Here is a 20,493-nt window from a genome sequence, read left to right on the forward strand (position 1 = left end):
GATCTGGTCGACCGCCGGGATGACGGAGGTCTGGTCGATCAGGGTGGCCAGATGCTCCACCCCCCCCGGGGGGGGTATGCCCGGACTTCGTCCGGTCTAGGGCAATCCCTTCGGGATTGCCCAACTACGGGCAGGGATGCGCGCGTTGCGCGCTATGCCCCAACGCTTCGCGTTGGGACGGGAATTGGGTGTTCGTCAGTTCTGTCTCTGTTGTCCGTTTTTGGGTCTCGTGTGTAAGTGGTGCCGATTTGTTGGGAGTTGGGTAGTTCGCTGCGCTCCCCTGTGTCAGCGTCGGCGGGAGGCGAGGGTTTCCGGTACGAGGGCCGAGAAGGGGTCTGGCCGGGCCGTGGGGGCTCCCGTGGGGCTCGCTGGCCTCCCTGCCCTGCTACGGGCCGGGAGGCGCTCAGATGGCCGTACAGCGCTTCTGCGGGGAATTCGGCGGGAACCCGAAAATGGGTGGCTTTACTCCTCTCGCATTTTCTCCGGCAATACGCTCTTGCATTCTGAGGTCATTCTTAGTGATATTGAGGCGCTGCTGATTCGTGTATTTCACGTTGCCTATGGGAGTTGTTGTGGATATCAGCCATCGCGCGTGTTCGTCGGCTATATCGCGGTCAGGTTCCCAATCCTGCTGATATCTGGCTATCTCTTTTCCCCACGGCTTTTCCTTACGATACAGCTCGATAAGCTTGGCCGGATCCCGGCTGACCGCAACGTATATGACGTCACCGGCGGCATTGAATATCCGGCACAGGTAGCAAGGTTTTTGCGTGGTGTTCTTGCCCTCGCGTATGCGTGTCTCTGTCTCGCTTGTAACGGCCGCTTTGATGCGTTGCACCATGTCGGGGCCCATGCGGGCAACGGCGCGGTGTCCCAGAGCTTCCATGGCGTCGAGTCGCGCCGCGGCTCTCTTCTTCGCGAGGGTTTCTCTCATGCGCTGCGCGGCTTCGGTGCCATGGCGTGCAGCGCTTATAAATTGATGTCTGTCCGTGTGGACAATATTGTGCTGTGGTTCGTATTTCTCTATGAGTCGCTGTTCTTTTTCCTTGGCTTCACGGACGTTCGCATACCATTTCCATTCGTGCCGCGCGATTTCGTGTCCCCACGTTTTGCGTGCGTGGGTCTGAATTCGTTTATCGGGATCCTGGCTTATCCCTACGTATATGATTTCTCCGGCGTTGTTGAAGAGGCGGTATACGGCGCAGGAATCGTTTTCATCGAAATACCTGACGGCTCCGCCTTTGGTCAGATGGCGGTGCCGGACGGGTGGCTGAATCATGGTGGTTCCCCCTGGGTGATCTTCGGTTGGTCAGACCGGCGGGGATGGTACCGGCACGGTCTGACAGTGGAGCCCGCGCCCGCTTCGGGGCGCGGCCTGGTGGCGTGCTGGGGCGCCTGTTGGGGTGTTGCTGGCCCAACTCCCTGTCGTGGGCGCAGAGTCGCTCAGAACGGCGGACAGCCCCCCGGCCGGGGTGTCCGGCCGGGGGGCTGTCCGGGGTGTCAGACGACGTCGATGCCGCTGGCGTCGAACTCGAAGTCGTCGGGGTTCCAGCGGGCTCCGAACTCCTCGGCAATGGCCTCCTGGAGCACTTCCCGGGTCTCGTCGTCGGTCTCGGCCATTACGAGCCGTTCGGCCTGCTCCGGGTCAAGCTCGATGTCCAACGGCCGGTCACGGAAAGCGTCGGACCCCTTGATCTTGAATTGGCCCGAGACACGGTCGACGCGAACCTTTACCGGGGTGGCGCGCGCCGCGATCTGCTTGGCCCGGCGCTCGCGGCCCCGTTCGGTTACTTGTACGGCGGCTGCTGCCTGCTCCAGCTTTTCGGCGTCCTTTCCTTGGGGGGTGCGGTCCCCGTTGATCCATCGTTGGACGGTGCGCGGGTCGCGGCCGTATGCCTCGGCCATGCGCTTGGTGCTGCCGCCGTATTCCCTGTCACGGACTTGCTTGGCTTGGGTGGTGGCGCGTACCGGCGTCTTGCGTGAGGGGAACAGCCGGTCGGAGATCCGGCGGAACAGTCCCTTGTCTGCCATGGATCACTCCTGGGGGGTGTCGGCGCGCTGGCCGTGGATGTCGTAGCGGGGGGCGATTCCATAGGCGCCCTGGAGGGGCTCGCCCGCCTCCAGTGCCTCGCGGACGGCCGCCATGGGAAGCGTCGCATCGTGTTTGCAGCTTCCGGGGGCGGAGCCGAGGCGCAGCGCGCCGGGGACTTGCTTGCCGTCGGCGCTGAGGGGGATGAGCGGCAGCGGGCCGGGAGTCTCGCACGCGTAGAGCAGGCCGTCGACGTTGACCGCGAAGGGGGCGCGGCCGGTGAGGGCGTAGGTCTTGGTGATGCGGCGGTGCATGGCGGTGCGGGATGCGGCGACGATGGTGAAGCGGATCTCCGGGCGGTAGTGCCAGGAGGTGACGACTTCGTTGAGCCAGCGTTCGTCGCGGTCCGGGATGCTCTCGCCGGTTCGGGAGAGTGCGTTCGTCGTCCACATGCCGGTGGCGCCTCGGTAGACGCTCTTGTACAGCTCGGTGAGGGCGTATGCGTCGGCGGCGTCCGGGTCGGCGGCGGCGCGCTCGCTGCGGGCAGCATGGGCGGTGAGGAACGCGTCCGGGCTCATGCCGTCGGTCAGCCCGAGCGCGGCGAGGCGGGTTTTGTAGGCGGTGCGCAGGCGGGCCGTCCACTGGGTGAGGAGCGGCACGGTGTGCGTGGAGGTGTACGCCTGGGTGATGGTGGCGGGGTCGAATCCGTACGCCTCCACCATGTAGGCGACGGTGGGAGTCGCGTACCAGCCCGGTTCGGTCGGCTCGTGGCCGTCGGGGGTGGCGGGGTGCGGCAGCATGCGGCCAGCCTCGGCCCGCAGTGCCTCGGGGACGTGCGCGGCCTGAAGGCGGGTGCCGGTGAAGTCGCACCACCAGACTCCGGCGGTGCGCTTGTCGAACCGGGGCGCGGTGGTGTGCTGGAGCGGGCCGGAGGGCAGCGGCAGCGACTCCGTGACGGACAGGTGCGCGGCGGATACGTCGATCTCGACGGCCCACGGCTGCTCTGCCTCCCCCGGGGTGAGGGGGCGGTGCCAGCGGCCGAGATCGTTTTCCCGGCAGATGGTCTCCCCTGCCTCCAGGGCGGCATGGGTGAGGGGATGGTCCCGTCCGGCCGCCACGGGCACACAGTGGTCACCGGCGGGCATGGCGCCGTCCCTGGGCACGCGGGTGGCGTCGCGGTTCTCGCTCCAGCGCTCGCGGGGGCGGACAGCCTCCAGGAGTTCGCGGGCGGTCACGGCCGGGGTCGAGGTGAGGGGTACGCCGAGATCCTCGGCCATCAGCCGCAACCGGCGTGCCAGGGCGGGCGCGTCGCCCCCGCCGAGGTGGGTCAGGTGCGCCTCTGCCGCCTGCCCGGGGCCCTCGGTCTGTCCGAGCCACGGCGTGATGATGACCTTCACGCCGTAGGCGCGGCGCACCCCGGGCACCTTCCGGGGCACGGCGGCCATGCGGCCCGCGATCTTCTCCCCCAGGTCGATTCCGGCCGCGTCGGCGGCCGTGCGCAGCGTCTTGGACAGGGCGCGCTGTCCCTTGGTGTCGGCGGGCAGTGTCTTGGGCAGTCCGAGGGCTTTGCAGAGCTTCGGGGTCAGGACGATGGTGCCGTTGTGGCGGCGGCCGTCGTCGTGGACGGGGGCGATGCCGAGGGCCGGGCCGGAAGCGATCCACGCGAACAGTGCGGGCAGGGTCGCGGCGCCGGGCATGCCGATGCCGGGGACGTCGGCCGTGACGGTTCCGGCGCGTCCGGCGTCCAGACAGACGGCGGCCACCAGGGCGGGCCGCTTGAGTGCGGGCGCTGTACGGGCCTCTGTGGGGGCCGTGGCGGGCGCAGCAGCCGCGTGGGCGGGGTCGGCCGGCGAGGGGGCAGGGGCGGGCGCAGGGGCGGCCACAGGGGGCTTTACGGTCCGGTTGCGGGCGCCGTCGGCGGCCAGGACGTCGGCGGGGGCGCCGGGGGTGGTGAAGGCGGGTAGGCCGCGGGCGGTCAGCTCCTCGTTGATGCGGGCGCGCCGGGAGTCGGCGGTGCATTCGTCGGGGCAGCGCTGCCACTGCCAGCGGGCGCCGTTCGGCGAGTGGGGGTCGGCGATCCACTCGCGGACGTACCCGGGGCGCTGGTGTCCGGCGCATGCGGTGCAGCCGGTGATCCTGGTCTGAGTCACGGCTGTTCCTCGGGGTCGGTAGGCGCGGCGGACGGGTCGGCGGGGTGGAGTTCGGCGAGGCGGTTGAGGAAGTGGGCGTATGCCTCGCGCTGTGGGGGGCGCGGTTCGGTCTGCCCTGCCTCCCACGATGTGATGGTGGCGCGGCGCACCTTCAGCGCGTCGGCAAGCTGCGCTTGTGAGAGTCCGTGCGCGGTCCGCAGACGGACGCGCTCTGCGGGCGGCGGCAGGGTGACGGCGTTCTCGATGAGTGCGTCGATGGCGTCGAACAGCTCTGACATGGGGTGACTCCTGGTGTCGGGGTAGGTTGGCGCGTGGCCGGTGGGGGCGTGTACGAGACGCCCCCACCGGCCGCCCGCCGGTCAGGCTTCAACACGCTCGAACCATTTCGGGTCGACCGCGATCCGCGGGTGCCTCTTCTCCAGCACGGTCCGCAGCTTGCCGAGGGCGATGTCCATCGAGGATCCGTTCATCAGGTACCGCTTTTGCTGGTGGCCGTTCTCGGGCGTCCAGACGTTGCAGTGAAAACGCCACTTGGTGTCATCCGGGAAGAGGGCGGCCGGTGCTTCGGAATCGGCCGCGTCGGCGGGCATCTCCGGCGCTTCCACCGGCGCAGCTTGGGGAGCGTCCTGGGGAGCGATCTGCTCGATGGTCTGTGCGGTGATCTCCACCCAGGAGTGCACGCTCGTGATCTGCTCGGCGGCTTCCTTCAGCGCCTGCTCCTCGGACGGCGCCTCTATCCGGCACCGCATCCTGTAGGCGCGCCCGCCGATGCTGTAGTGCGTGGCCACCTTGTACGTGTGGGACGGGTGCGCGTCCTGTGCGCCGGACTGGGGAACGGCGGCGGCCGTCTCGGACTCCTGAGCGGCCCGCTCGTTCCGCGCCGTCTTGAGGGCGGCGCGGGCGCTCTGCACGCGGCGCGTGAGGAGTTGCGCGGCGGCCGTCTCGGCGGGGTCACCGGCGTCCGAGGAGTTCGACTCCTCGCAGTAGTAGGCGTACTCCTCCAGGAGGCGAAGCACGGTGGTGGTGCAGGGCGTGAGCCGGTGGGCGCCGTGGTCCGTAGCGCCTTCCAGGGCGAGCCGGGTCTCTTTGCACTCCGGGTCCATGTCATCGGCCCCCGTGCCCATGCCCGTGTTCATCAGCCACTCGTAGACCAGGACCGGGACGGCGACCGTGACCGTGTCGCCCATGACGGTCGGCACTGTCACCGGCTGGACGGCGGCCGGGGCAGGCTCCGTCTCCTGGGGGGCGGTCAGCGCGCGCACCTCGATGAGTGCGCAGTACTCGTACTCCTCGGGCAGTCCGGAGTAGTCGGCGAGCTGCTCGGTGTACTCCAGCCGGTAGCGGCCCCCGAGTCGCTTGCTGATGACGTCCCAGGCGGCGGCCTCGGTGTCGAGGTTGGTGAAGTTCAGGGTGATCAGGACCATGGCGCCGTTCGCGATGACGTCCCACCCGTGGGCGGCATCCCGGCGATCCTTGCCGAGAAGCGAGTTCAGGGACCGGGTGATGTCGCTCCGGCGGGGGGCGGTCGTGGCGGTCATTCGGTGCTCCTCGGTGTCAGTGGATCGGGCGTAGCCCTATCGTACCAGGAAAACCAAGCTTTCCGTACGGTGAATCGTACCTTTGATTGTCCTGTGAACGTGCAAAGGGTCCCCCGCCCGGTGCTGGACGGGGGACCCCACGGGCGCGGCCGGACGCTCAGTCCCTCCGGCCGTGCAACGCCTTGTTCCGGATCGCGGTAGCCGTCTTCACGATGGCGAGGCGCACCGCGTCGTACTCCTCGGCCGTCTGCGCGTCGGCGGCGCCCTGCGCGAACGTGTCTTTGGTGGCGGCGCGGTTGACCGCCTTCAGCGTCTTCAGGGCGTGCTGGAGGGTGGCCAGGTGATCGGGGATGATCTCGGCGTCCTCGATCTCCTCCCCCTCGCCGGACCCGGCCGCCTCATCCCGGGGTGTGCGAATTCGCACGCCGTCGCCCGCATCGTCGTCGCGCGCCCCCGTCTCGTCGTCCGCGCCGTCATCGCCGAGGGTGCGCCGGGCAACCCGCTCGATCGTCGCCCGCATCTCCTCCGGCGCATCCGGCAGCACCGGCGGTAGCTCCTGGCGGACCGTCCCGAGTGTCTCGGCCGTCGCATTGCCACCCAGCTGTCCGGCGACGTCCGAGACGACATGGAAGAGCAGGATCGCGGCCTCCGTGCCGTGCTGCTGCTCCGCTTTGCGCGTCTGGTCCATCTGCCCGGGGTTCGGGACGCGGCCGGTCCGCGCGGCCGTCTCCAGGGCCAGCGGCGCACCCAGGCGCAACCGGCGGACATAGGACGCGGAGCGGCCGGTGAGGTCCCCCACATACGCCGCATACGTCGGGTGGCTCCGGCGCCACCACTTGCCCTTGGCAGCGCGCTCCAGGGCCTCGGCGATGATCCAGATCGCTGCGTTGCCGACAGCGACCGCCGTCCGGATCACCTCCTCGGTCTCGTCCTTCTGCCGCGCCTCGATCGCGGTCAGTTCCGAGACATCGTCGTCGGCCACGTCCTGGACGTCATCGAGGTCCGGCAGCAACTCCCCCAATGCCTTCAGCGCGGCGAGGGGATCGCCCGCCGTCCGGGCCAGGAGCGGGTTTTCCGCTTCCGGCGCGGTGCGGGAACGCAGGCCGCTCAGCAGCGCCCCACGGTCGACAGCGGCACGTCGGCTCACCTGATGCACTCCTCGATCAGCTCCTCGGCGAGGAGCGCCATGGGTGAGCCGGGCACCACGCGCGGTTCCTGCCCGAAAGCCTGCGCGTAGCCGTCGCGGGCGTCCGAGCGCGGGATCTCGGTCCGCAGGATCGTGCAGCCGGAACCCTCCAGGTCCCGACGAGTCTCCAGCGCGGACGCGGCGGCGCGGTTCACCATCGTCAGCAGCATGACCAGACGCGGCGGGGTGACGCCGACGGCGGCCAGCTGGTCCAGCGCGGCCAGGACGGACCCGGCCCGCTCGATCTCCATCGTCGTCGGCTGCAAGGTAAGGACGGCGAGATCAACGGACGCGAGCACGGCGAAGTGCGCGTTACCCGCGCGCCGCTCCCATGCCCCGGTGTCGACGGCGAGGAGTCCAGCCGGAGGTGTGAGGCGCTGCGCCTCGGCTCCGATGCGGCTCGCCGCGGGCGCCCGGTACACCGGCGCCCCGAGATCGACCATGTCCGACCACGCGTACAGACTGCCCAACTCCCCCTCGCCCGGCTCGTCCGCGTCCAGTGCGGCGGCGGGGATCCCGTCGGCCGCCCAGTGCGCGAGGAGATATCCCAGCGTGGTCGACTTCCCGGAGCCTCCCTTGCCGATCATCGCGATTCTGCGGCCCTCGGCCGGTAGCTGGCCCATGCTCTGTCTCCTGCGCTCTGGTACGGGGACGGAAGCCCGAGCGTAGAGGGTGCGCAGACGACGACGGCCCCCACCTGTCCGGCGGGGGCCGCTGCTCACTGCTCGCGGTTCAGGAGTTCCTGGATCATCGCCTTCAGTTGCTCTTGACCCTTTTCGAGCCGGTCGAGTGCGGCCGTGTGGTTGGCGAGAGCGATGGTGTGCTCAGTCTGCTTATCGATGACGCGCTGCAATTTCTCATTGAGAATGCGGCTCATCTCCTGGCCTATCGGATCCTCGGGCATGCGCCCCCCTCTTCTGTGTCCGTGGTTCTGCTGAAAAGCCTACCGGGGCACCGGCACCGCTTCGCGGCCGTGGCGGCGCCGCATCCTGCCGTCACAGGCCCGTACGGCAAGCATCGGACGGGGCCCGCGGACTGACGACATGTCACAGCCGGCCGTCCGGTCCAAGCCGTTTCCGACAAGCCCGGAGCGGACACAGCAGCGGCCATTACCGTGACCCCTCATGCCGTACATATACGAGTGCCGCCGCTGCGAAGTGCATTCCGACGAACCGCACAAGCTGGAAGAGGACGCGCTCAATGAGCAGCGGACGCATCGGCGTCTCGCGCATGGCGCTCTCAAGCCCGGAGACGACGACCGCGTCCGGCGCATCTATCTCTCGGAACACTATGTGCCGTGGTGGGAGGACCCGGATGCCCCGGTGCCGTCCGACGGATTTCCGCTCGGGCGCATCGTCCTCTTCCTCGTGGTGTGCGCCGTGCTGCGCTACTTACATCAGCACCTGTGACCCCAGGGGCGCGCCAATGACTGTGGCCCCGGCACGCCTGATGTACGGCGTGCCGGGGCCACAGGGGAACGGGTCAGTCTTCGGGGCCGGGGTAGTCGGGATCGTCCTCGGCCGTCGGCAGAGGGGATGACGACTGATCCCACGGGGAGACCCACCCGCACAGGGTGCATGCGAACCGGTTGTTCACGCCGTGCACTTCCGCCGAACACTCCGGGCAGGTGCTCGCCGTGATCTCCCGTTGGAACTGGAAGGGGGGCCGGTCAGTGGTCGGCGGTGTCACAGGCTGCTCCGGGTCGGTCGGCATGGTTGGAGGCTACCGGCGCCACGCCGGAGGACCACCCGCACAGGCGCGAGCAGATCCATCCCCCGCCGGGCTGCTGAAGGGCAGCGGCTCCGCAGTTTCCACAGTTCATGATGATCTCCCCTTCTCTCGTTGTGCGGTTCGGCCGCGCGATGCGCGCGGTCCGGTCTGATGGGTCGCACGGGCGCGGGGTGTCACGGCCTGGAGTTGTGCCCGGGTACCGGTTCGACCGTTGCTTGGAAACGCGACTCGTCATCGCCCTGGGGAACCCATGGGCCCGTGCGCCGGTATCCGATGCTCTCCAGCAGCTCATCCCGCCGGGCCCACGTGAGCGGCACTTCGGGATGCTCGCGGAGTGCTTCCGTCTCAGCGACCATGAACCCGGCGGCATTGGCTACCTCCAGCGCCTCATACCGGGTGAGGTCGGATCCTTCCTCGCCACTGAACGGGAACAGGTAGACGGTCATCATTCGATCTCCACGTGGTGAGAGGTTCCTTGCGCTTCGCATTGCGCAGTGCACTGCCGGGCGAGAGGTTCCTTCGGTCTCTCACCCCTGGGTGAGAGGTTCCTTGCGCTTCGCATTGCGCAGTGCACTGCGCGTACTGCGGATGCTGCCCGCGGTCGTCTCCACTCCGACGAGTGCGAGAGCCTGCGCGAGAACGGCAGGCTTCACTTCAGGGATCAGTTCGTCGGCGCGGGCAACCGCCTGCCGTACGGTCATGCCTGCCCAGTGCGGAGGCTCGTGTGCGAGGAGCATCGCGGCGTATGAGACGGGGTCCGCACTGCCCTCGTGCTCCTGGTCCTGGTGCTCGTTGGCCTCGTATCCATACACGTCCTGAGCGGCGTGTTCCTCCGCAGGACCATGCGTGGTCTCAACGGCGGGATCCGCATCGGGGCGCGGCGGAATGACCGGGCGGATGCCCCACAGTGCGCGCCGTCGTGCCTCGCCGAGGCGCGCGAGCGCACCGTTTGGTGCGGGCAGTGCACTCGACTGCATATCGGCGTACAGGACCGCATTCCAGTCGTGGCGCACCGCAATGTCAGCGAGATGCGCCGCCGACTTCAGGCGCACCACCCGCGCCACGATTGCGGCCTCTGCCGCGTCGGCCGCGTCGCCGTCAAGGCCGTGCCGTGCGGCATCGAGAGCCTGAGCGAGAGCTTTATTACGCCTCTCGCTTCGGCGCGTACTGCGGGGTGAGAGGTTTGCTGCGCCCGCGAGACGTACCGCACGGTCGGCCGCACGGGACCGGGCGATGGCCGCGGAGTCCGCACCCCGCGCACCGATCCCGAGCCGGGCAGTCAGCCGCTCGCGCAGTTCGCGTGCGGCCTGACTCATCAGGGAGTCGGAGCGCGCGCCGGTCATCCGCAGCTCCAGCCCGAGGAGCAGATGAAGGAGCAGCGCGAGGAGCACGGGGCCGAGGGCGACGCGGATCAGTCCGCCGCTGTCGCCGGAGACCCGGAACGCCGGTACGGCCTGAATCAGGACGGCCGCGTACGCGAGGTAGGCGGCCGTCCTGGTGGATGTCGCCCACGCATACAGCGTGAGGGCGATGATCGCGGCTTCCGCGACCCCGCACAGGGCGGCCCGTTCGATGGGCGCGGTGATGTGGAGCGCGAGACCCATGTAGCGGTACGACGTGTCGGCGGACATGCCCAGCGCCATGAGCGCGGGCACGAGGAGTCCCAGGGTCGCGCCGTGGGCTCGGGTGAATCGGGACATGGGGTGGGTCCTCCGGTGGGTGGTGATCGGTACAGCCTGCCGCATCACGGCTTACGCCCGAACAGGCGCCCGCGTCCGGTGCCACCGGCGCCGGAAGTCGGCGCCGGTGCCGGGCGCTTCACCCAGCCACCCCGGCTCGGGGTGTAGTCGGTGCCGTGCTGCTCACGGTCCGAGTCGGTCAGCTTGTCGCGGAGTTCGTTCTGAGGGATGGAGCGTCGGAATGCCATGCTGGAGATCTCCTGTCTCGTCATGGTGATGGGAGGCGTCCCGGGGACGGTCTCGGCGTAGTGGCAGGCCGCCCCCGGGAGTCAGCGCACGATGTGGCGCCGGGTAGCGGGGCCGGTAGATCGGCCGGTAGACGGTGGTAGCCGGTCGGTAGAACCGCAGGTAGAACGGGCGGTAGCCGCCTCTACGCCGCCCCCTCGGCGTCCTCCTGGCCGTCGCCCTCGGGGAGGGGTTTCACCAGGCTCAGCAGTCGCCCGGACAGGGGCCCGGCGGCGGCCGGAAGCGCGGCCCCGGCAGGCGCCGGAACGGGCCCGCTGGCGGGGTCCTCGGGGCCTCCCCCGATCAGCTGCGCGAGGGTGGTCCCGGGGGGTGCCCCGATGGCCTCCCGGAGCCGGTCGACGCGTAGCCCATAGTCGACGCTCCCGGCCACCTTCACCGACTTCGTGACGGGGAACCCGGACTCGGTCAGCCACGCGCGCATCGTGGCCTTGTCGGTCGAGCCGGGGGCGAGGATGCCCGCGGCCTCCGCCGACGCGATGAGCGCGGTCACGTGGATGCCGCTGCGGCCCTCGGCTTCCAACTCGGCGAGGGAGGCGACGACGTGGCGGCCGAGGACGTCGGCCGGAGCCGGGGCCGCGTCGTCATCCATCAGGGCGTCCCCCGCGCCGTCCTCGGCGGCATCGTCGGCGGCGGCCGGGGCCACCATCCATGCCGCCACCATCCACGCGAGAGTGCCCACGGCGACGGCCGCGCCCCGCCACGGAGCCAGCGCCCGCAGATATGGCAGCGCGAGCGCGGCGAGGGTGCCCAGTGCTCCGGCCGCGAGTGCCCCGCTGAGGGCGAGCATGCCCAAAGCCTCGAGGACGGGACGGCGCCGGACCGCCTCTTCTCCGGCATCGTCCTGGGTGGTGGTGTCGGTGCGCGCCTGCTCCCATGCCCACCGGCCAGCGGCTCCGGCACAACGGCACAGCTTGCTGCCGAGGATCATCGATCCGGACCACAGAGCCACCAGGGCGCTCCCTGATCCGCGCGTGACGGCGCGCAGTTCGTCGGCGGCGGTCACATCGCCCCCAGGGCGGCGGCGAGTTTGAACACCAGGTTGTGTCCGAGGGCCCACACGCCGCCCGCCTGCCCATAGATGACTCCGGCGGAGATGCCGAGGAGCGCAGGCCAGATGTCGCGCTTCCAGCGGAAGAAGAACGTCATCACGGTCAGGCCGAGGGCGACGCCGCCGAGACCCATGTCCCCGGCCCCGGCCCCCTGGATCAACTGGGTGGGGACCTGAGCCACGCCGGTGGTCAGGCTGCTCCACAGGGATCCGGCCGCACCGGCGAACGTGCCCAGCGCGATGCCCAGCCCGCCCGCCTTGTCGCGGTTCATCTTCACGCGGTCCGAGCTGCGGAGCCCGGCCAGCAACACCATGCCGGTGGTGAACGTGAGCCCGGACGTTCCGACGGTGCCGAGGACGGGCCCGGCCGCGAGAGTGACGGTGTGCAGGGTGGTGGTCATCGGGTGGCTCCGGGTGTGTAGATGAGTGCGGCGGTGGCGATGGTGGCGAGTGGTATTCGGGCGACCCAGCGCAGCGGGCGGAACCATCCGGCGGCGCGGCGGTCGAGGAGCCACCAGCACGCGGCGGCGGCCGGACCGGCGGTCAGGATCGGGGCCGCCAACGGGCCCCAGGAGCCGAGGAATTCGAGCCCGGCTCCGACAGCCGGCACGGTGCCCGAACCCCAGCACGCGGCCCCCACAGCAGCCCCCACGGGCGCGAGGAGACCCAGCACCCCGGGCAAGCGGTGCAGGTGAACGAGGCGCGCGCCTTTCCACCCGGCCACCAGGCAGACGCCGGTGATGCCGGTCGCCGTCATCTCCGGCACGGACACGGCGGCGCGCGCCATGTAGTGCATGACGGTCATCGGGTCGCCGGTCAGACTCCACAGGGCGACGTGCCCGGCGGCGGCGGCCGACAGGTTGAAGGTGGCCCACCGGATACGCCGGTCGTGCACCAGCTGGTGCACGCGGTCCGGCATCACCGGCTCCGCGTCCGGCATCGCGCGCAGCATCCGGCGCCGGGCCCGGCGCGCCCGCCGGGTGTCGACGTCGGCCGTCTCCTCGGCGATCGTCTCCTCGGCGGCCGTCTCCTCGGCGGCCGTCTCCTCGATGTGCTCCTCGATGTCCTGCTCGGTCGTCTCGATCGCGTCGGCGCTCACAGGACGCCCGCCCGACGCAGTGCCAGGTACAGCGCGCGCCGCTCCGACTGACGCAGGCCCGCACGGACGCCGATCACCTGGAACACGGACGGCGCCTCGCGCATGTCGGTCACCAGGCAGCGCGCGGCCAGCGGGCAGCGGGAGCAGAGGAGTAGCGCGGAACGCTCATGCCGGTTGGGCGATTGGGTGAGCCCGGATGCCTGGCCCTCGAAGAAGGTGTTCGGGTCGGTCGAGCAGACCGGGACGATGTCCTCGGCGGTGGTGGTGCGTGAGGCGCGGGCAGCGAGGCGGTAGCGGACGAGCAGCTCATCCGTGCCGGGCCGGTCGGTATGCGGTAAGGCGGTGGTGCGCATGGCGGACTCCTGGGTGAAGGAGAAGAGGGAAGGGGGGTCCGGGTGTCGGGGCCGGTCAGGTGCGGCGGCCCCATCGGCGGCCGGACCGGGCGGAGCCGGTGGCGCGCGGACTGAATCCACCGGTGCGGTCGTAGGTGGCCCAGCCCTGCCTGTCTGCCTGACGGGCGGAATCCGCGGGGCGGCCCATGGACCCGTCACGGGTGCGGCCGGTCAATCTGCCGACAAGGTTCACTTGTCACTCCTCGTAAGGCTTTGGGGTGTGCTGAAAGAGGGGGCCGGGGTGGCTCGTCGCGGGCGCGGTGCTCTGCCCCGGCCCCGATGGGTCGGCCGGGCAGGCTCAGCCGGAGCGCTGGCCGGTCGACTGCTGCACGACCTTGGCGAGTGCGGCGGCGGCGGCATTCGCGCGAGCGAGATCCTCGGCGGCCCTGACGCGGGCCGCTTCCATGGCCGCGACGGCGGCGGCGCGTTCCTGGTCGCTCATGACCGGCCGTCCTCGGGGTGCGGGCGGCCGGGGGACCGGACCGGGGTCCGGCCGTTGTCCTCGTGAGGCTGGGGACGGCGGGGGAGCGGCGGCCGAGGATCGGTCGGCGGTAAGACGGCGGTGTCTGCGATCATTTGCATGTCTGTTCTCCCTCAGCTCAGGGGGTTCGGACTGCGGCTCTCGGTGTGGGTGCACCGGGGGCCGCGCTGTTTTGTGGTGCGGTGAAGAGAGTTCCAATCAAAACCGGTTCTGTCAATCAGATACGTATCTATTGGTTGACCATTACCGGTCTTGATACCGTGATCAGGTCAGCTACTGATCAAGGAGGAACAAGAGTGGCCCGGTATGAGGTAGAAGCCGCCTATTTGCGGCAGAAGATCCGAGGGGGCGATTACGAGATCGGAAGGGTGTTGAGCATTCGCGATCTCACCCAGGAAAGGGGCGTTTCTACTGCGACTATTCGCCGCGCACTGGAAGTGCTGGAAGAGGAGGGATTGATCCGCGTCGTACGCGGAACCGGCGCCATCGTGCAGCCGCCCGCACCGCCGAGGAGGCGCATCACGCGCGGCGTGGCGATCGAGCGGGACCCTGCCCGCGGCTACGTGTTCCCGGCCGCCGCGCACCCCCAGGAGCCATGGCAGATCCACGGCCAGCCGAAAGCATCCGTCGAACCGGCACCGGCCCCCGTTGCCGACGTGTTCGGAGTCGAGCCGGGAACTCCGACGCTGCGCCGACGCCGGGTGACCAGTCCCGTAGGCGAACCACCGTTTCAGGTGGTCGATACCTGGCTCAGCCATCAGGCCGTGTCGGACGCCCCGCAGATCGCTCAGCCCTCAACCGGCCCCGGTGGCTACCTGGACCGGCTGGAAGAGGCAGGCCACGGTCCCATCGCATGGCACGAGACGACGCGGGCCCGCATGCCCACCGCTGAAGAGGCGCGCCTGTTGTCGATCTCGGCGGCGCTGCCGGTCCTGGAGCTGACTCTCATCGGGCGGTCAGACAGGACCGGTCAGCCGCTGGAGGCGACGGTGCGAGTGATCCCGGCGGACCGGGTCGAGATGGTGGCGGAGCTCCAGCGCGCCGAGTCGGCCAAGTGGCCCGTGCGCGGGGTCGCTTGATCAACTACTGCCAGTCACACTAATGCGCTGTCTCTTCACGGATTGTCAAGAGGTGCGTGAGGAGCGTAAGTTCTCTCGCGTCGAAAAACTTTCATGAGGCTGGAGGGGGTCATGGCGTTCTCTGTGGCACTGCCCGATCACTGGGACGTTTCTGATGACACCGTGTCATTCAGGCAGGTAGTTGAGTCTGCGGTGTGCAGCTACCAGGCACTGGACCGCGCAGTTCGCGAGGGACTAGTCAAGGTCATCGACCGTGTCCACGCGGGACGCGGTAGTGCACGCCGCCTGACCGTGGAAGAGGCGCTCATGGTCATGGTCGTTGCGGCTATCGCGGCGAACGCCGATGCCTCGTTCCTGGGCACCATGCGCGCCATGCGCCTTGCGGGCGCCAAGATCACACCCCGTGGGCTCGTGATCCCCGTACGGACCGCCGCATGAGCGGCCCCAGATAACGCCAAGGGCCCCACCATCCGGTGGAGCCCCGTGCCCGGACAGAGTTACCAGCTCTGTACCCGGACGACACCCGCGTTGACGCGCGCCTTCGGTGTCACTCGCACTACCGCTACCAATGCAAGGAGTGCCCTGTGAGGGTACAAGCCGTGTCAGTACGGCCGCCATGTGAGATTGACAGGACGCGCCGACGCTGGCCCGTATGCCTATGCGGCTGTGGATCGGACATCGAGCCGGACATCGACGGGCGCCCCGCGTCCATCTACGCCACCCGCGAATGCCGCACCCGCGCCCGCGCCGTCCTGGTGCCACCGGTGCGTCTGACGGCGGCCGAGCTGGAGGAGCGGCTCCGCATCGCGCGGTTCCGTGACCGTGCGGCAGCGCGCCGCCGGAGCGCCGGACTAACGCCGGTGGAGCTGACCGCGTCCGACTCGCTGTACGAGCGGGGCGCATCGGCCGAAGTCCCCCGGCAGCGGCCACGGCCAGACGGCCGGCTGTGGGATGGATCACACCGCGGTGCGGCTGTAACCGCCCGGAGCGACGCGTCCGGGGCGGTGGCCCGATGAGCATCGCCTCCCCCTCAGAGGACGACTTCCAGCCGGATGAGTTCCGTGCCGGGCGCCGGAGCCGGTTCCGGATCGTCCAGACAGGCCAATGGGCACTCCTGATGTCCGGGCTGTCCGATGCCGGGTACCGGCTCTACAGCCTCATGCGCGCCCACGTGAGCACCGAGCGCGGCGACGACGTCGTGTGGCCTTCTCAGCAGTCGCTGGCCGACATGCTGGACAAGCGGCCGGAGGCAGTGAGCCGAGTGCTCAACAAGGAACTGATCCCCTTCGGCCTGGTGGACGTCGACCCCCAGCGCTACGGGACGAACAACAGCCGGAAGCGCAACGTCTACACCGTGCACGAGGAGCCCCCGCCGGGCTGGGAGGGGTACGCCTCGATCCAGGAGTGGTACGCCGCCCAAAAGAACAAACCCACAGGTCGGCCCGGAGACGCGAAAAATCGCGTCTCCGGAGACCTCACGAATCGCGTCTCCGGACACCCCACGAATCGCGTCGGTAACTACACGAAGGTGGAACTACACGAAGAGGGAAAGACGGGGGGATCGGCCGGAGGCCAAAGTGCGGGTGGCCTCGCGCGTGCAGGCGCGCGCGAGGCTGCGGCGGATTCAGCGGCTGACGCCGAAGGCGGCACAGCCGCCGACTCGAAGAACGTCCCGGCCCAGCGAGGCAAGAGCAGCAAGCGAGGCTCCGGGGTGGTGAAGACGCGGCAGGAGCGGCCGGTGGCGGGCGAGGAAGAGATCTGGCGGCTGCTGGCCCCGATGCTGGAGGAGGCAGGCCAGCGGCCCGGGACCCGCCCGAAGACGCTCCGGCGGGCCGTCAGGGCGTTCCTGGGGCACGACACGGACGCACGGCCCTCGGCGTTTCGTGCGCACCCGAGGACGGCAGAGCACGCCGTGCTGCGGCTCAACCGCGGTTGGTACGGGGCCCGTGGTCCCGAACGCGCCGCGAGGAGCTACACCGCGCCCGACCGGATCCAGCGCCCCATCGGCTACCTGGTCACGCTGCTGAGCTACACCGAGTGCATCCGGCCGGAGTGCGAGAGCGGGATCCTGCTGACCACCGGCGCCGAGTGCACCGAGTGCGACGCCCGAGCCGCTGAACGCGCCGCTAACGCCCTCAGGGAGCGTTGGGTCGCCGGAGCCCCGCCCGAGGCCCCCGAGGGCCCCCAGGACGCCCCTGGGGTCCCTGACGGCGTCGACTGGACGGATATCGAGGAACCGCACGACGCCGAGCAGTCCGCGGAGTTCGGCCAAGAGCAGTTCGAGGAACAGTCCGAAACCGGACCGATGGCCGGGCCGCCCCCCATGCTGCCGCCCGTGCTGCTGATGTGCCGAGGCCACGACGACACCCCATGCGGACGACCGGCACAGACCCAGGGTCTCTGTGGCCGATGCCTGATCGCCGAGGAACGCGAGCTAGCCACAGCACAGAGTCCGGCACCGTTCTGATGGGCGCCCCGATGCCCGAAGAACTCCGGGCCTCCCTCGGCGTGCCGGAACAGCACCCGGCACGCACCGTCCCCTGCCCCCGCTGCGGAGCCGCGCCCTACCAGTCATGCCGCTTGGCCACCGCCCACGAACACCACCTGATCAATCCGCACCTGGCTCGCATCACGGCGTGGCAGGAGGCAAAACGGTGACCGTCCGATGATCGAATCCGCGAGGATTCCGGCAGTCCAACCGTTCAGACTTTCGAGAAAGACGCTCCATTGCCCATCAGGACCCGTCAACGCACGCTTCCGGTCCAGGTCGACCGCGACACCGTGCTGAACTCCCAACTCAGCCCGACCGCACGACTTCTGTACGTCGTACTCCTGGCCATCACCGATGACGACGAAATCGAGCCCTGCTACGCCCTGGCCGGAATCGCCAAAGGCGAGGAGCAGCCATATCTCGATGAGCTGCAAAGTCTCGGACTCATCAACATCCGGCAGCATCACGGCGATAACCATATGAGTTTGGACGTCAATGCATGGCCGCATCGGCCAGGCGTTCGCGTGCATGAATGCATTTCGTGCCAGCGCTGCGGGAATTGCGCCTGTTTTTCGGGTGGCGGAAACGAACGCTTCTGCAACCCCTGTCGGTACGTGGACGACGCCCGACGCGAGGCGAGTGCGGACATTGCGCGGTACAAACGCGAACTGGACGGGGGCGCCACCTATGCCATCGGCCAAGGGGGCAACCGGCTGCACCGCTGGAACTGCCCCACATTGAGTACCCCCGAACGAAGCCTCGAAGAACTCCGGGAAAGCGAACAAGAAGGAAATCCCTATCCCGGATACTGGGCCCGTCTCCCGAACCTCTTCACGGCCGAAGAACTCCGAAAGAGGCACAGCGTGCCCCGGAACTGCGCCACCTGTGGGCCCGACCCCCTCTGATAGGACAAGCGCATGACGTACCTACCCGACATAGCCCGGTACGCGCTGACCATCGGCCAGAACACCACCGGTGACGGCCGGTTGCTCCTCACCGGCGAGAAAAGCGGCAGCGGCGTACTCCGCGTCCTGCGAGCGCGGGCATGGTCAGCAGCCACCCCCCCGGCACAGGTACGGACGATCATCCGCAACACCCAGGGACTTGCATGGATGCATGCGCCGGTCCGCGTTGAGGTCTGCACCGGCCAGCTCGCCGACGTCGTCCGCCTCGCATGCGGCCCATACGCCGAGATCGACACCCGGCCCGCCACAGACAGCACCTGGAGCAGCCTCGCGGCCCGCGGCATGCAGCTCCTCGGCCGCGACCCCGCCGACGACCCCGAGCAGGCCGAGATCCTCGCCGAGCGCGCGATGCTCCTCACGGCCGTGTGGGACGAACAGACGGCCCGACGGCGCATATCCCCGGACCGGTTCTCACGGACGGCATGACCGCCCCCTGAACCCCTCCCGGACGCCGGAGCGGATCCCGACCGCCCACCCCCCGCCCAGGTCGACACGCCACGCCCCGCACGTCATCACCGCGTACACGACGTCACCATCGCGGAACGCCTCCTCGATGGCCGTCTTCACGCCGGGGCGGCCGTCCGGATGACCGGCCGCAACCTCGAGGACCCGTTCGCGCAGCGCGGACAGACTCGCATCCGCAGAAAACACGATTTCGATCACCAACGATGCCTCCCGCATCCGTATGACTACATCGTCCGGCATAGGGAAACTCCGAAGAAAACTCCGCAGAAACAAGATCCATAAGAAGGAATGCGCGCCGAATGGCATAGGCAATAGCGCGTAGCATAGGCAGAATGCTGCCCGTATTCCTCATGGACCCGTGCCCCCAGTGCGGCTATGCCAACCAAGGCACACGGGCACGCGGCGGCACCACCATCCGATGCCGCGACTGCCGATGCGGCCGATGGATCCCCGTAGACCGCCCCACCACCGGCCCCGATGACCACCGGCCCGACCTCCCCCAGCGCGGCCGTCCCTTCCGGACCGGCAACCGCTGGCGCATGCCCCCAAGACAGCGCCCACCGGCCCCCACAGCCCCGTTCAGGCCCTCAGCCGGCCCCCAGCGCCCCGCCCCGCCCCGACGCCCCCAGGAGCCCGCCACGCCATACGAGCCCGAGGCCCTGGAGGACGAGTTCGAGGAGCTGGACGACGTCGAGGAGCTGGAGGAGCCGGACGACGTCGACACCGGCCTACAGGACGCCGTGCAGGCTCTGGAGTCCCTCCTCACCGCATTCACCGGCCCACGCACCACGCCCGCGGCCCCCCCGTCCCCACCACCGGCCGCCCCAGCGCCCCCACCCCTCAGAGCCGCGCCCTACGCGCCGCACTGCGACCTATGCGCAGAACAGCGCATCCGCACCGCAGACGGCACATGCCCCCGCGCCGTCCGGGAAATCGAATTGTGGACCGACGGCCGTCGAAACGGCCGCTGGCACGTCTGCACAGGCCATTACGCCGAGGCACACCGCGTCAAGAACACCACGCCCGGCACCACAATCATCGAACACTGAACAACCTATCTAAGCGCCCTTTCTGATCCGGAGAATCCGAGAATGCGCAAGAATAAAAGGCTGCTATATCACGGAGGACCCCCGGGAATCACAAAAGGGGAATTGATCCGCCCCGCAATCTCCCTGGGAATTAGCCACCCTAAAAGTCTCCATCAGCCGCACTATAATCCCCACCGTGTCTATGTGACCGATCTATTCGAATACGCTCGAGTATTCGCCGCCGTCCATAACGGACACATTTACCTAGTCGCCCCCATCGGCCGAATTACCCCGGATCCGGATGCCCGCTATTCATATCAATGCGCCGCCGCAACCGTTATCGAAATGGTGTGGAATGGAAAAGCCGCGCCGAATTCCCCGCGGAATGGCTGTACGGCGATCTGAGCGCCTCCCAGCCCAGGGCAGGGCAGTTGGGCCAGCAAGCCCCCAGGGAGCCTCCACGGGCCGCCCAGACCCCTTCACGGCCCCCTCACCGGCAGCCCCTCCGCTCCGGCCGGACGTGACACGGTGAGCGCAGCGAACTGCCCAACTCCCAACAAATCGACCCCACTTACACATGAGACCCAAAAGCGGACAACAGAGACAGAACTGACGAACACCCAATTCCCGCCCCAACGCGCAGCGTTGGGGCATAGCGCGCAACGCGCGCATCCATGCCCGTAGTTGGGCAATCCCGAAGGGATTGCCCTAGACCGGACGAAGTCCGGGCATACCCCCCCGGGGGGCGGTTCCGGTTTCGCGGCAGTCGGCGTCTTCCGGATGCTGCCACTCACTAACCGACATCCTGGTGTTCGCACAAGCTACC

General features: G+C 68.9%; 23 protein-coding genes. 5 read left to right on the forward strand and 18 right to left on the reverse strand.

Features of this window, described 5'->3' with window-relative positions:
• Window positions 1-403 precede the first annotated feature (403 nt).
• The 8 genes from ABZ845_RS30770 to ABZ845_RS30805 form a co-directional block, all read right to left on the reverse strand.
• Entirely contained in the window at window positions 404-1,279 is an 876-nt protein-coding gene (locus tag ABZ845_RS30770) for a GIY-YIG nuclease family protein (RefSeq protein WP_360986417.1), read from the reverse strand.
• Between the two features lie 221 nt (window positions 1,280-1,500).
• On the reverse strand, window positions 1,501-2,031 hold the full coding sequence (locus ABZ845_RS30775; protein WP_360986420.1) for a hypothetical protein: 531 nt from the start codon (window positions 2,029-2,031) through the stop codon (window positions 1,501-1,503).
• 3 nt (window positions 2,032-2,034) lie between these two features.
• Window positions 2,035-4,179, reverse strand: a complete 2,145-nt coding sequence (locus tag ABZ845_RS30780) for a hypothetical protein (protein WP_360986423.1) — start codon at window positions 4,177-4,179, stop codon at window positions 2,035-2,037.
• Window positions 4,176-4,457 (reverse strand): helix-turn-helix transcriptional regulator, encoded by a 282-nt coding sequence (locus tag ABZ845_RS30785; RefSeq protein WP_360986426.1) that lies wholly within the window; start codon window positions 4,455-4,457, stop codon window positions 4,176-4,178. The genes ABZ845_RS30780 and ABZ845_RS30785 overlap by 4 nt, the downstream gene beginning before the upstream one ends.
• Before the next feature lie 81 nt (window positions 4,458-4,538).
• On the reverse strand, window positions 4,539-5,717 hold the full coding sequence (locus tag ABZ845_RS30790; RefSeq protein ID WP_360986429.1) for a hypothetical protein: 1,179 nt from the start codon (window positions 5,715-5,717) through the stop codon (window positions 4,539-4,541).
• Between the two features lie 157 nt (window positions 5,718-5,874).
• Window positions 5,875-6,864 (reverse strand): hypothetical protein, encoded by a 990-nt coding sequence (locus ABZ845_RS30795; RefSeq protein WP_360986432.1) that lies wholly within the window; start codon window positions 6,862-6,864, stop codon window positions 5,875-5,877.
• Window positions 6,861-7,526: a hypothetical protein gene (locus tag ABZ845_RS30800; RefSeq protein ID WP_360986435.1), complete on the reverse strand. Its 666-nt coding sequence runs from the start codon at window positions 7,524-7,526 to the stop codon at window positions 6,861-6,863. The genes ABZ845_RS30795 and ABZ845_RS30800 overlap by 4 nt, the downstream gene beginning before the upstream one ends.
• Window positions 7,527-7,621: 95 nt before the next feature.
• The gene (locus ABZ845_RS30805) at window positions 7,622-7,807 is read right to left on the reverse strand and encodes a hypothetical protein (protein WP_360986438.1); all 186 of its coding nucleotides are present in this window, start codon (window positions 7,805-7,807) and stop codon (window positions 7,622-7,624) included.
• A gap of 220 nt (window positions 7,808-8,027) precedes the next feature.
• Here ABZ845_RS30805 and ABZ845_RS30810 point away from each other — a divergent pair, with 220 nt between their 5' ends.
• Entirely contained in the window at window positions 8,028-8,312 is a 285-nt protein-coding gene (locus ABZ845_RS30810; RefSeq protein WP_360986441.1) for a hypothetical protein, read from the forward strand.
• A 495-nt stretch (window positions 8,313-8,807) separates the two neighbouring features.
• Here ABZ845_RS30810 and ABZ845_RS30815 read toward each other — a convergent pair whose 3' ends face one another.
• The 8 genes from ABZ845_RS30815 to ABZ845_RS30850 form a co-directional block, all read right to left on the reverse strand.
• The gene (locus ABZ845_RS30815) at window positions 8,808-9,080 is read right to left on the reverse strand and encodes a hypothetical protein (protein ID WP_360986444.1); all 273 of its coding nucleotides are present in this window, start codon (window positions 9,078-9,080) and stop codon (window positions 8,808-8,810) included.
• A gap of 81 nt (window positions 9,081-9,161) precedes the next feature.
• Window positions 9,162-10,334 carry a hypothetical protein gene (locus ABZ845_RS30820; protein ID WP_360986447.1) on the reverse strand — a complete coding sequence of 391 codons (1,173 nt, stop codon included), beginning with the start codon at window positions 10,332-10,334 and terminating at the stop codon, window positions 9,162-9,164.
• Between the two features lie 44 nt (window positions 10,335-10,378).
• Window positions 10,379-10,561, reverse strand: coding sequence for a hypothetical protein (locus ABZ845_RS30825; RefSeq protein ID WP_360986450.1), 183 nt, complete (start codon window positions 10,559-10,561; stop codon window positions 10,379-10,381).
• A 182-nt stretch (window positions 10,562-10,743) separates the two neighbouring features.
• On the reverse strand, window positions 10,744-11,622 hold the full coding sequence (locus tag ABZ845_RS30830; RefSeq protein ID WP_360986453.1) for a hypothetical protein: 879 nt from the start codon (window positions 11,620-11,622) through the stop codon (window positions 10,744-10,746).
• Window positions 11,619-12,068, reverse strand: coding sequence for a hypothetical protein (locus tag ABZ845_RS30835; RefSeq protein WP_360986456.1), 450 nt, complete (start codon window positions 12,066-12,068; stop codon window positions 11,619-11,621). The genes ABZ845_RS30830 and ABZ845_RS30835 overlap by 4 nt, the downstream gene beginning before the upstream one ends.
• Window positions 12,065-12,766 carry a hypothetical protein gene (locus tag ABZ845_RS30840; RefSeq protein ID WP_360986459.1) on the reverse strand — a complete coding sequence of 234 codons (702 nt, stop codon included), beginning with the start codon at window positions 12,764-12,766 and terminating at the stop codon, window positions 12,065-12,067. Before ABZ845_RS30840 ends, ABZ845_RS30835 begins: the two co-directional genes overlap by 4 nt.
• Complete coding sequence (locus tag ABZ845_RS30845; RefSeq protein WP_360986462.1) at window positions 12,763-13,119, reverse strand: WhiB family transcriptional regulator; 357 nt, start codon at window positions 13,117-13,119, stop codon at window positions 12,763-12,765. Before ABZ845_RS30845 ends, ABZ845_RS30840 begins: the two co-directional genes overlap by 4 nt.
• A 337-nt stretch (window positions 13,120-13,456) precedes the next feature.
• The gene (locus ABZ845_RS30850; protein ID WP_360986465.1) at window positions 13,457-13,600 is read right to left on the reverse strand and encodes a hypothetical protein; all 144 of its coding nucleotides are present in this window, start codon (window positions 13,598-13,600) and stop codon (window positions 13,457-13,459) included.
• A 335-nt stretch (window positions 13,601-13,935) separates the two neighbouring features.
• On the opposite strand from ABZ845_RS30850, the gene ABZ845_RS30855 reads away from it, so the two are divergent.
• The 3 genes from ABZ845_RS30855 to ABZ845_RS30865 all read left to right on the forward strand — a co-directional run bounded on the left by ABZ845_RS30855 (window position 13,936) and on the right by ABZ845_RS30865 (window position 17,185).
• Entirely contained in the window at window positions 13,936-14,718 is a 783-nt protein-coding gene (locus ABZ845_RS30855; protein WP_360986468.1) for a GntR family transcriptional regulator, read from the forward strand.
• Window positions 14,719-14,829: 111 nt separating this feature from the next.
• Window positions 14,830-15,156: a hypothetical protein gene (locus ABZ845_RS30860; protein WP_360986471.1), complete on the forward strand. Its 327-nt coding sequence runs from the start codon at window positions 14,830-14,832 to the stop codon at window positions 15,154-15,156.
• A gap of 574 nt (window positions 15,157-15,730) precedes the next feature.
• The gene (locus ABZ845_RS30865; protein ID WP_360986474.1) at window positions 15,731-17,185 is read left to right on the forward strand and encodes a hypothetical protein; all 1,455 of its coding nucleotides are present in this window, start codon (window positions 15,731-15,733) and stop codon (window positions 17,183-17,185) included.
• A gap of 104 nt (window positions 17,186-17,289) precedes the next feature.
• On the opposite strand, the gene ABZ845_RS30870 is transcribed toward ABZ845_RS30865, so the two are convergent.
• On the reverse strand, window positions 17,290-17,676 hold the full coding sequence (locus ABZ845_RS30870; protein ID WP_360986477.1) for a hypothetical protein: 387 nt from the start codon (window positions 17,674-17,676) through the stop codon (window positions 17,290-17,292).
• Between the two features lie 450 nt (window positions 17,677-18,126).
• On the opposite strand from ABZ845_RS30870, the gene ABZ845_RS30875 reads away from it, so the two are divergent.
• The gene (locus tag ABZ845_RS30875) at window positions 18,127-18,600 is read left to right on the forward strand and encodes a hypothetical protein (protein ID WP_360986480.1); all 474 of its coding nucleotides are present in this window, start codon (window positions 18,127-18,129) and stop codon (window positions 18,598-18,600) included.
• On the opposite strand, the gene ABZ845_RS30880 is transcribed toward ABZ845_RS30875, so the two are convergent.
• On the reverse strand, window positions 18,586-18,855 hold the full coding sequence (locus tag ABZ845_RS30880; RefSeq protein WP_360986483.1) for a hypothetical protein: 270 nt from the start codon (window positions 18,853-18,855) through the stop codon (window positions 18,586-18,588). The two genes, ABZ845_RS30875 and ABZ845_RS30880, sit on opposite strands and share 15 nt — an antisense overlap.
• Window positions 18,856-20,493: the final 1,638 nt, after the last annotated feature.

The organism is Streptomyces sp. NPDC047022 (genome assembly GCF_040644155.1).
GTDB lineage: Bacteria > Actinomycetota > Actinomycetes > Streptomycetales > Streptomycetaceae > Streptomyces.

Coding starts and splice junctions, on each gene's coding strand:
- ABZ845_RS30770 (WP_360986417.1), bottom strand. CDS start 1,279: ATGATTCAGCCACCCGTCCGGCACCGCCATCTGACCAAAGGCGGAGCC.
- ABZ845_RS30775 (WP_360986420.1), bottom strand. CDS start 2,031: ATGGCAGACAAGGGACTGTTCCGCCGGATCTCCGACCGGCTGTTCCCC.
- ABZ845_RS30785 (WP_360986426.1), bottom strand. CDS start 4,457: ATGTCAGAGCTGTTCGACGCCATCGACGCACTCATCGAGAACGCCGTC.
- ABZ845_RS30790 (WP_360986429.1), bottom strand. CDS start 5,717: ATGACCGCCACGACCGCCCCCCGCCGGAGCGACATCACCCGGTCCCTG.
- ABZ845_RS30800 (WP_360986435.1), bottom strand. CDS start 7,526: ATGGGCCAGCTACCGGCCGAGGGCCGCAGAATCGCGATGATCGGCAAG.
- ABZ845_RS30805 (WP_360986438.1), bottom strand. CDS start 7,807: ATGCCCGAGGATCCGATAGGCCAGGAGATGAGCCGCATTCTCAATGAG.
- ABZ845_RS30810 (WP_360986441.1), top strand. CDS start 8,028: ATGCCGTACATATACGAGTGCCGCCGCTGCGAAGTGCATTCCGACGAA.
- ABZ845_RS30815 (WP_360986444.1), bottom strand. CDS start 9,080: ATGACCGTCTACCTGTTCCCGTTCAGTGGCGAGGAAGGATCCGACCTC.
- ABZ845_RS30820 (WP_360986447.1), bottom strand. CDS start 10,334: ATGTCCCGATTCACCCGAGCCCACGGCGCGACCCTGGGACTCCTCGTG.
- ABZ845_RS30825 (WP_360986450.1), bottom strand. CDS start 10,561: ATGGCATTCCGACGCTCCATCCCTCAGAACGAACTCCGCGACAAGCTG.
- ABZ845_RS30835 (WP_360986456.1), bottom strand. CDS start 12,068: ATGACCACCACCCTGCACACCGTCACTCTCGCGGCCGGGCCCGTCCTC.
- ABZ845_RS30845 (WP_360986462.1), bottom strand. CDS start 13,119: ATGCGCACCACCGCCTTACCGCATACCGACCGGCCCGGCACGGATGAG.
- ABZ845_RS30850 (WP_360986465.1), bottom strand. CDS start 13,600: ATGAGCGACCAGGAACGCGCCGCCGCCGTCGCGGCCATGGAAGCGGCC.
- ABZ845_RS30860 (WP_360986471.1), top strand. CDS start 14,830: ATGGCGTTCTCTGTGGCACTGCCCGATCACTGGGACGTTTCTGATGAC.
- ABZ845_RS30865 (WP_360986474.1), top strand. CDS start 15,731: ATGAGCATCGCCTCCCCCTCAGAGGACGACTTCCAGCCGGATGAGTTC.
- ABZ845_RS30875 (WP_360986480.1), top strand. CDS start 18,127: ATGACGTACCTACCCGACATAGCCCGGTACGCGCTGACCATCGGCCAG.
- ABZ845_RS30880 (WP_360986483.1), bottom strand. CDS start 18,855: ATGCGGGAGGCATCGTTGGTGATCGAAATCGTGTTTTCTGCGGATGCG.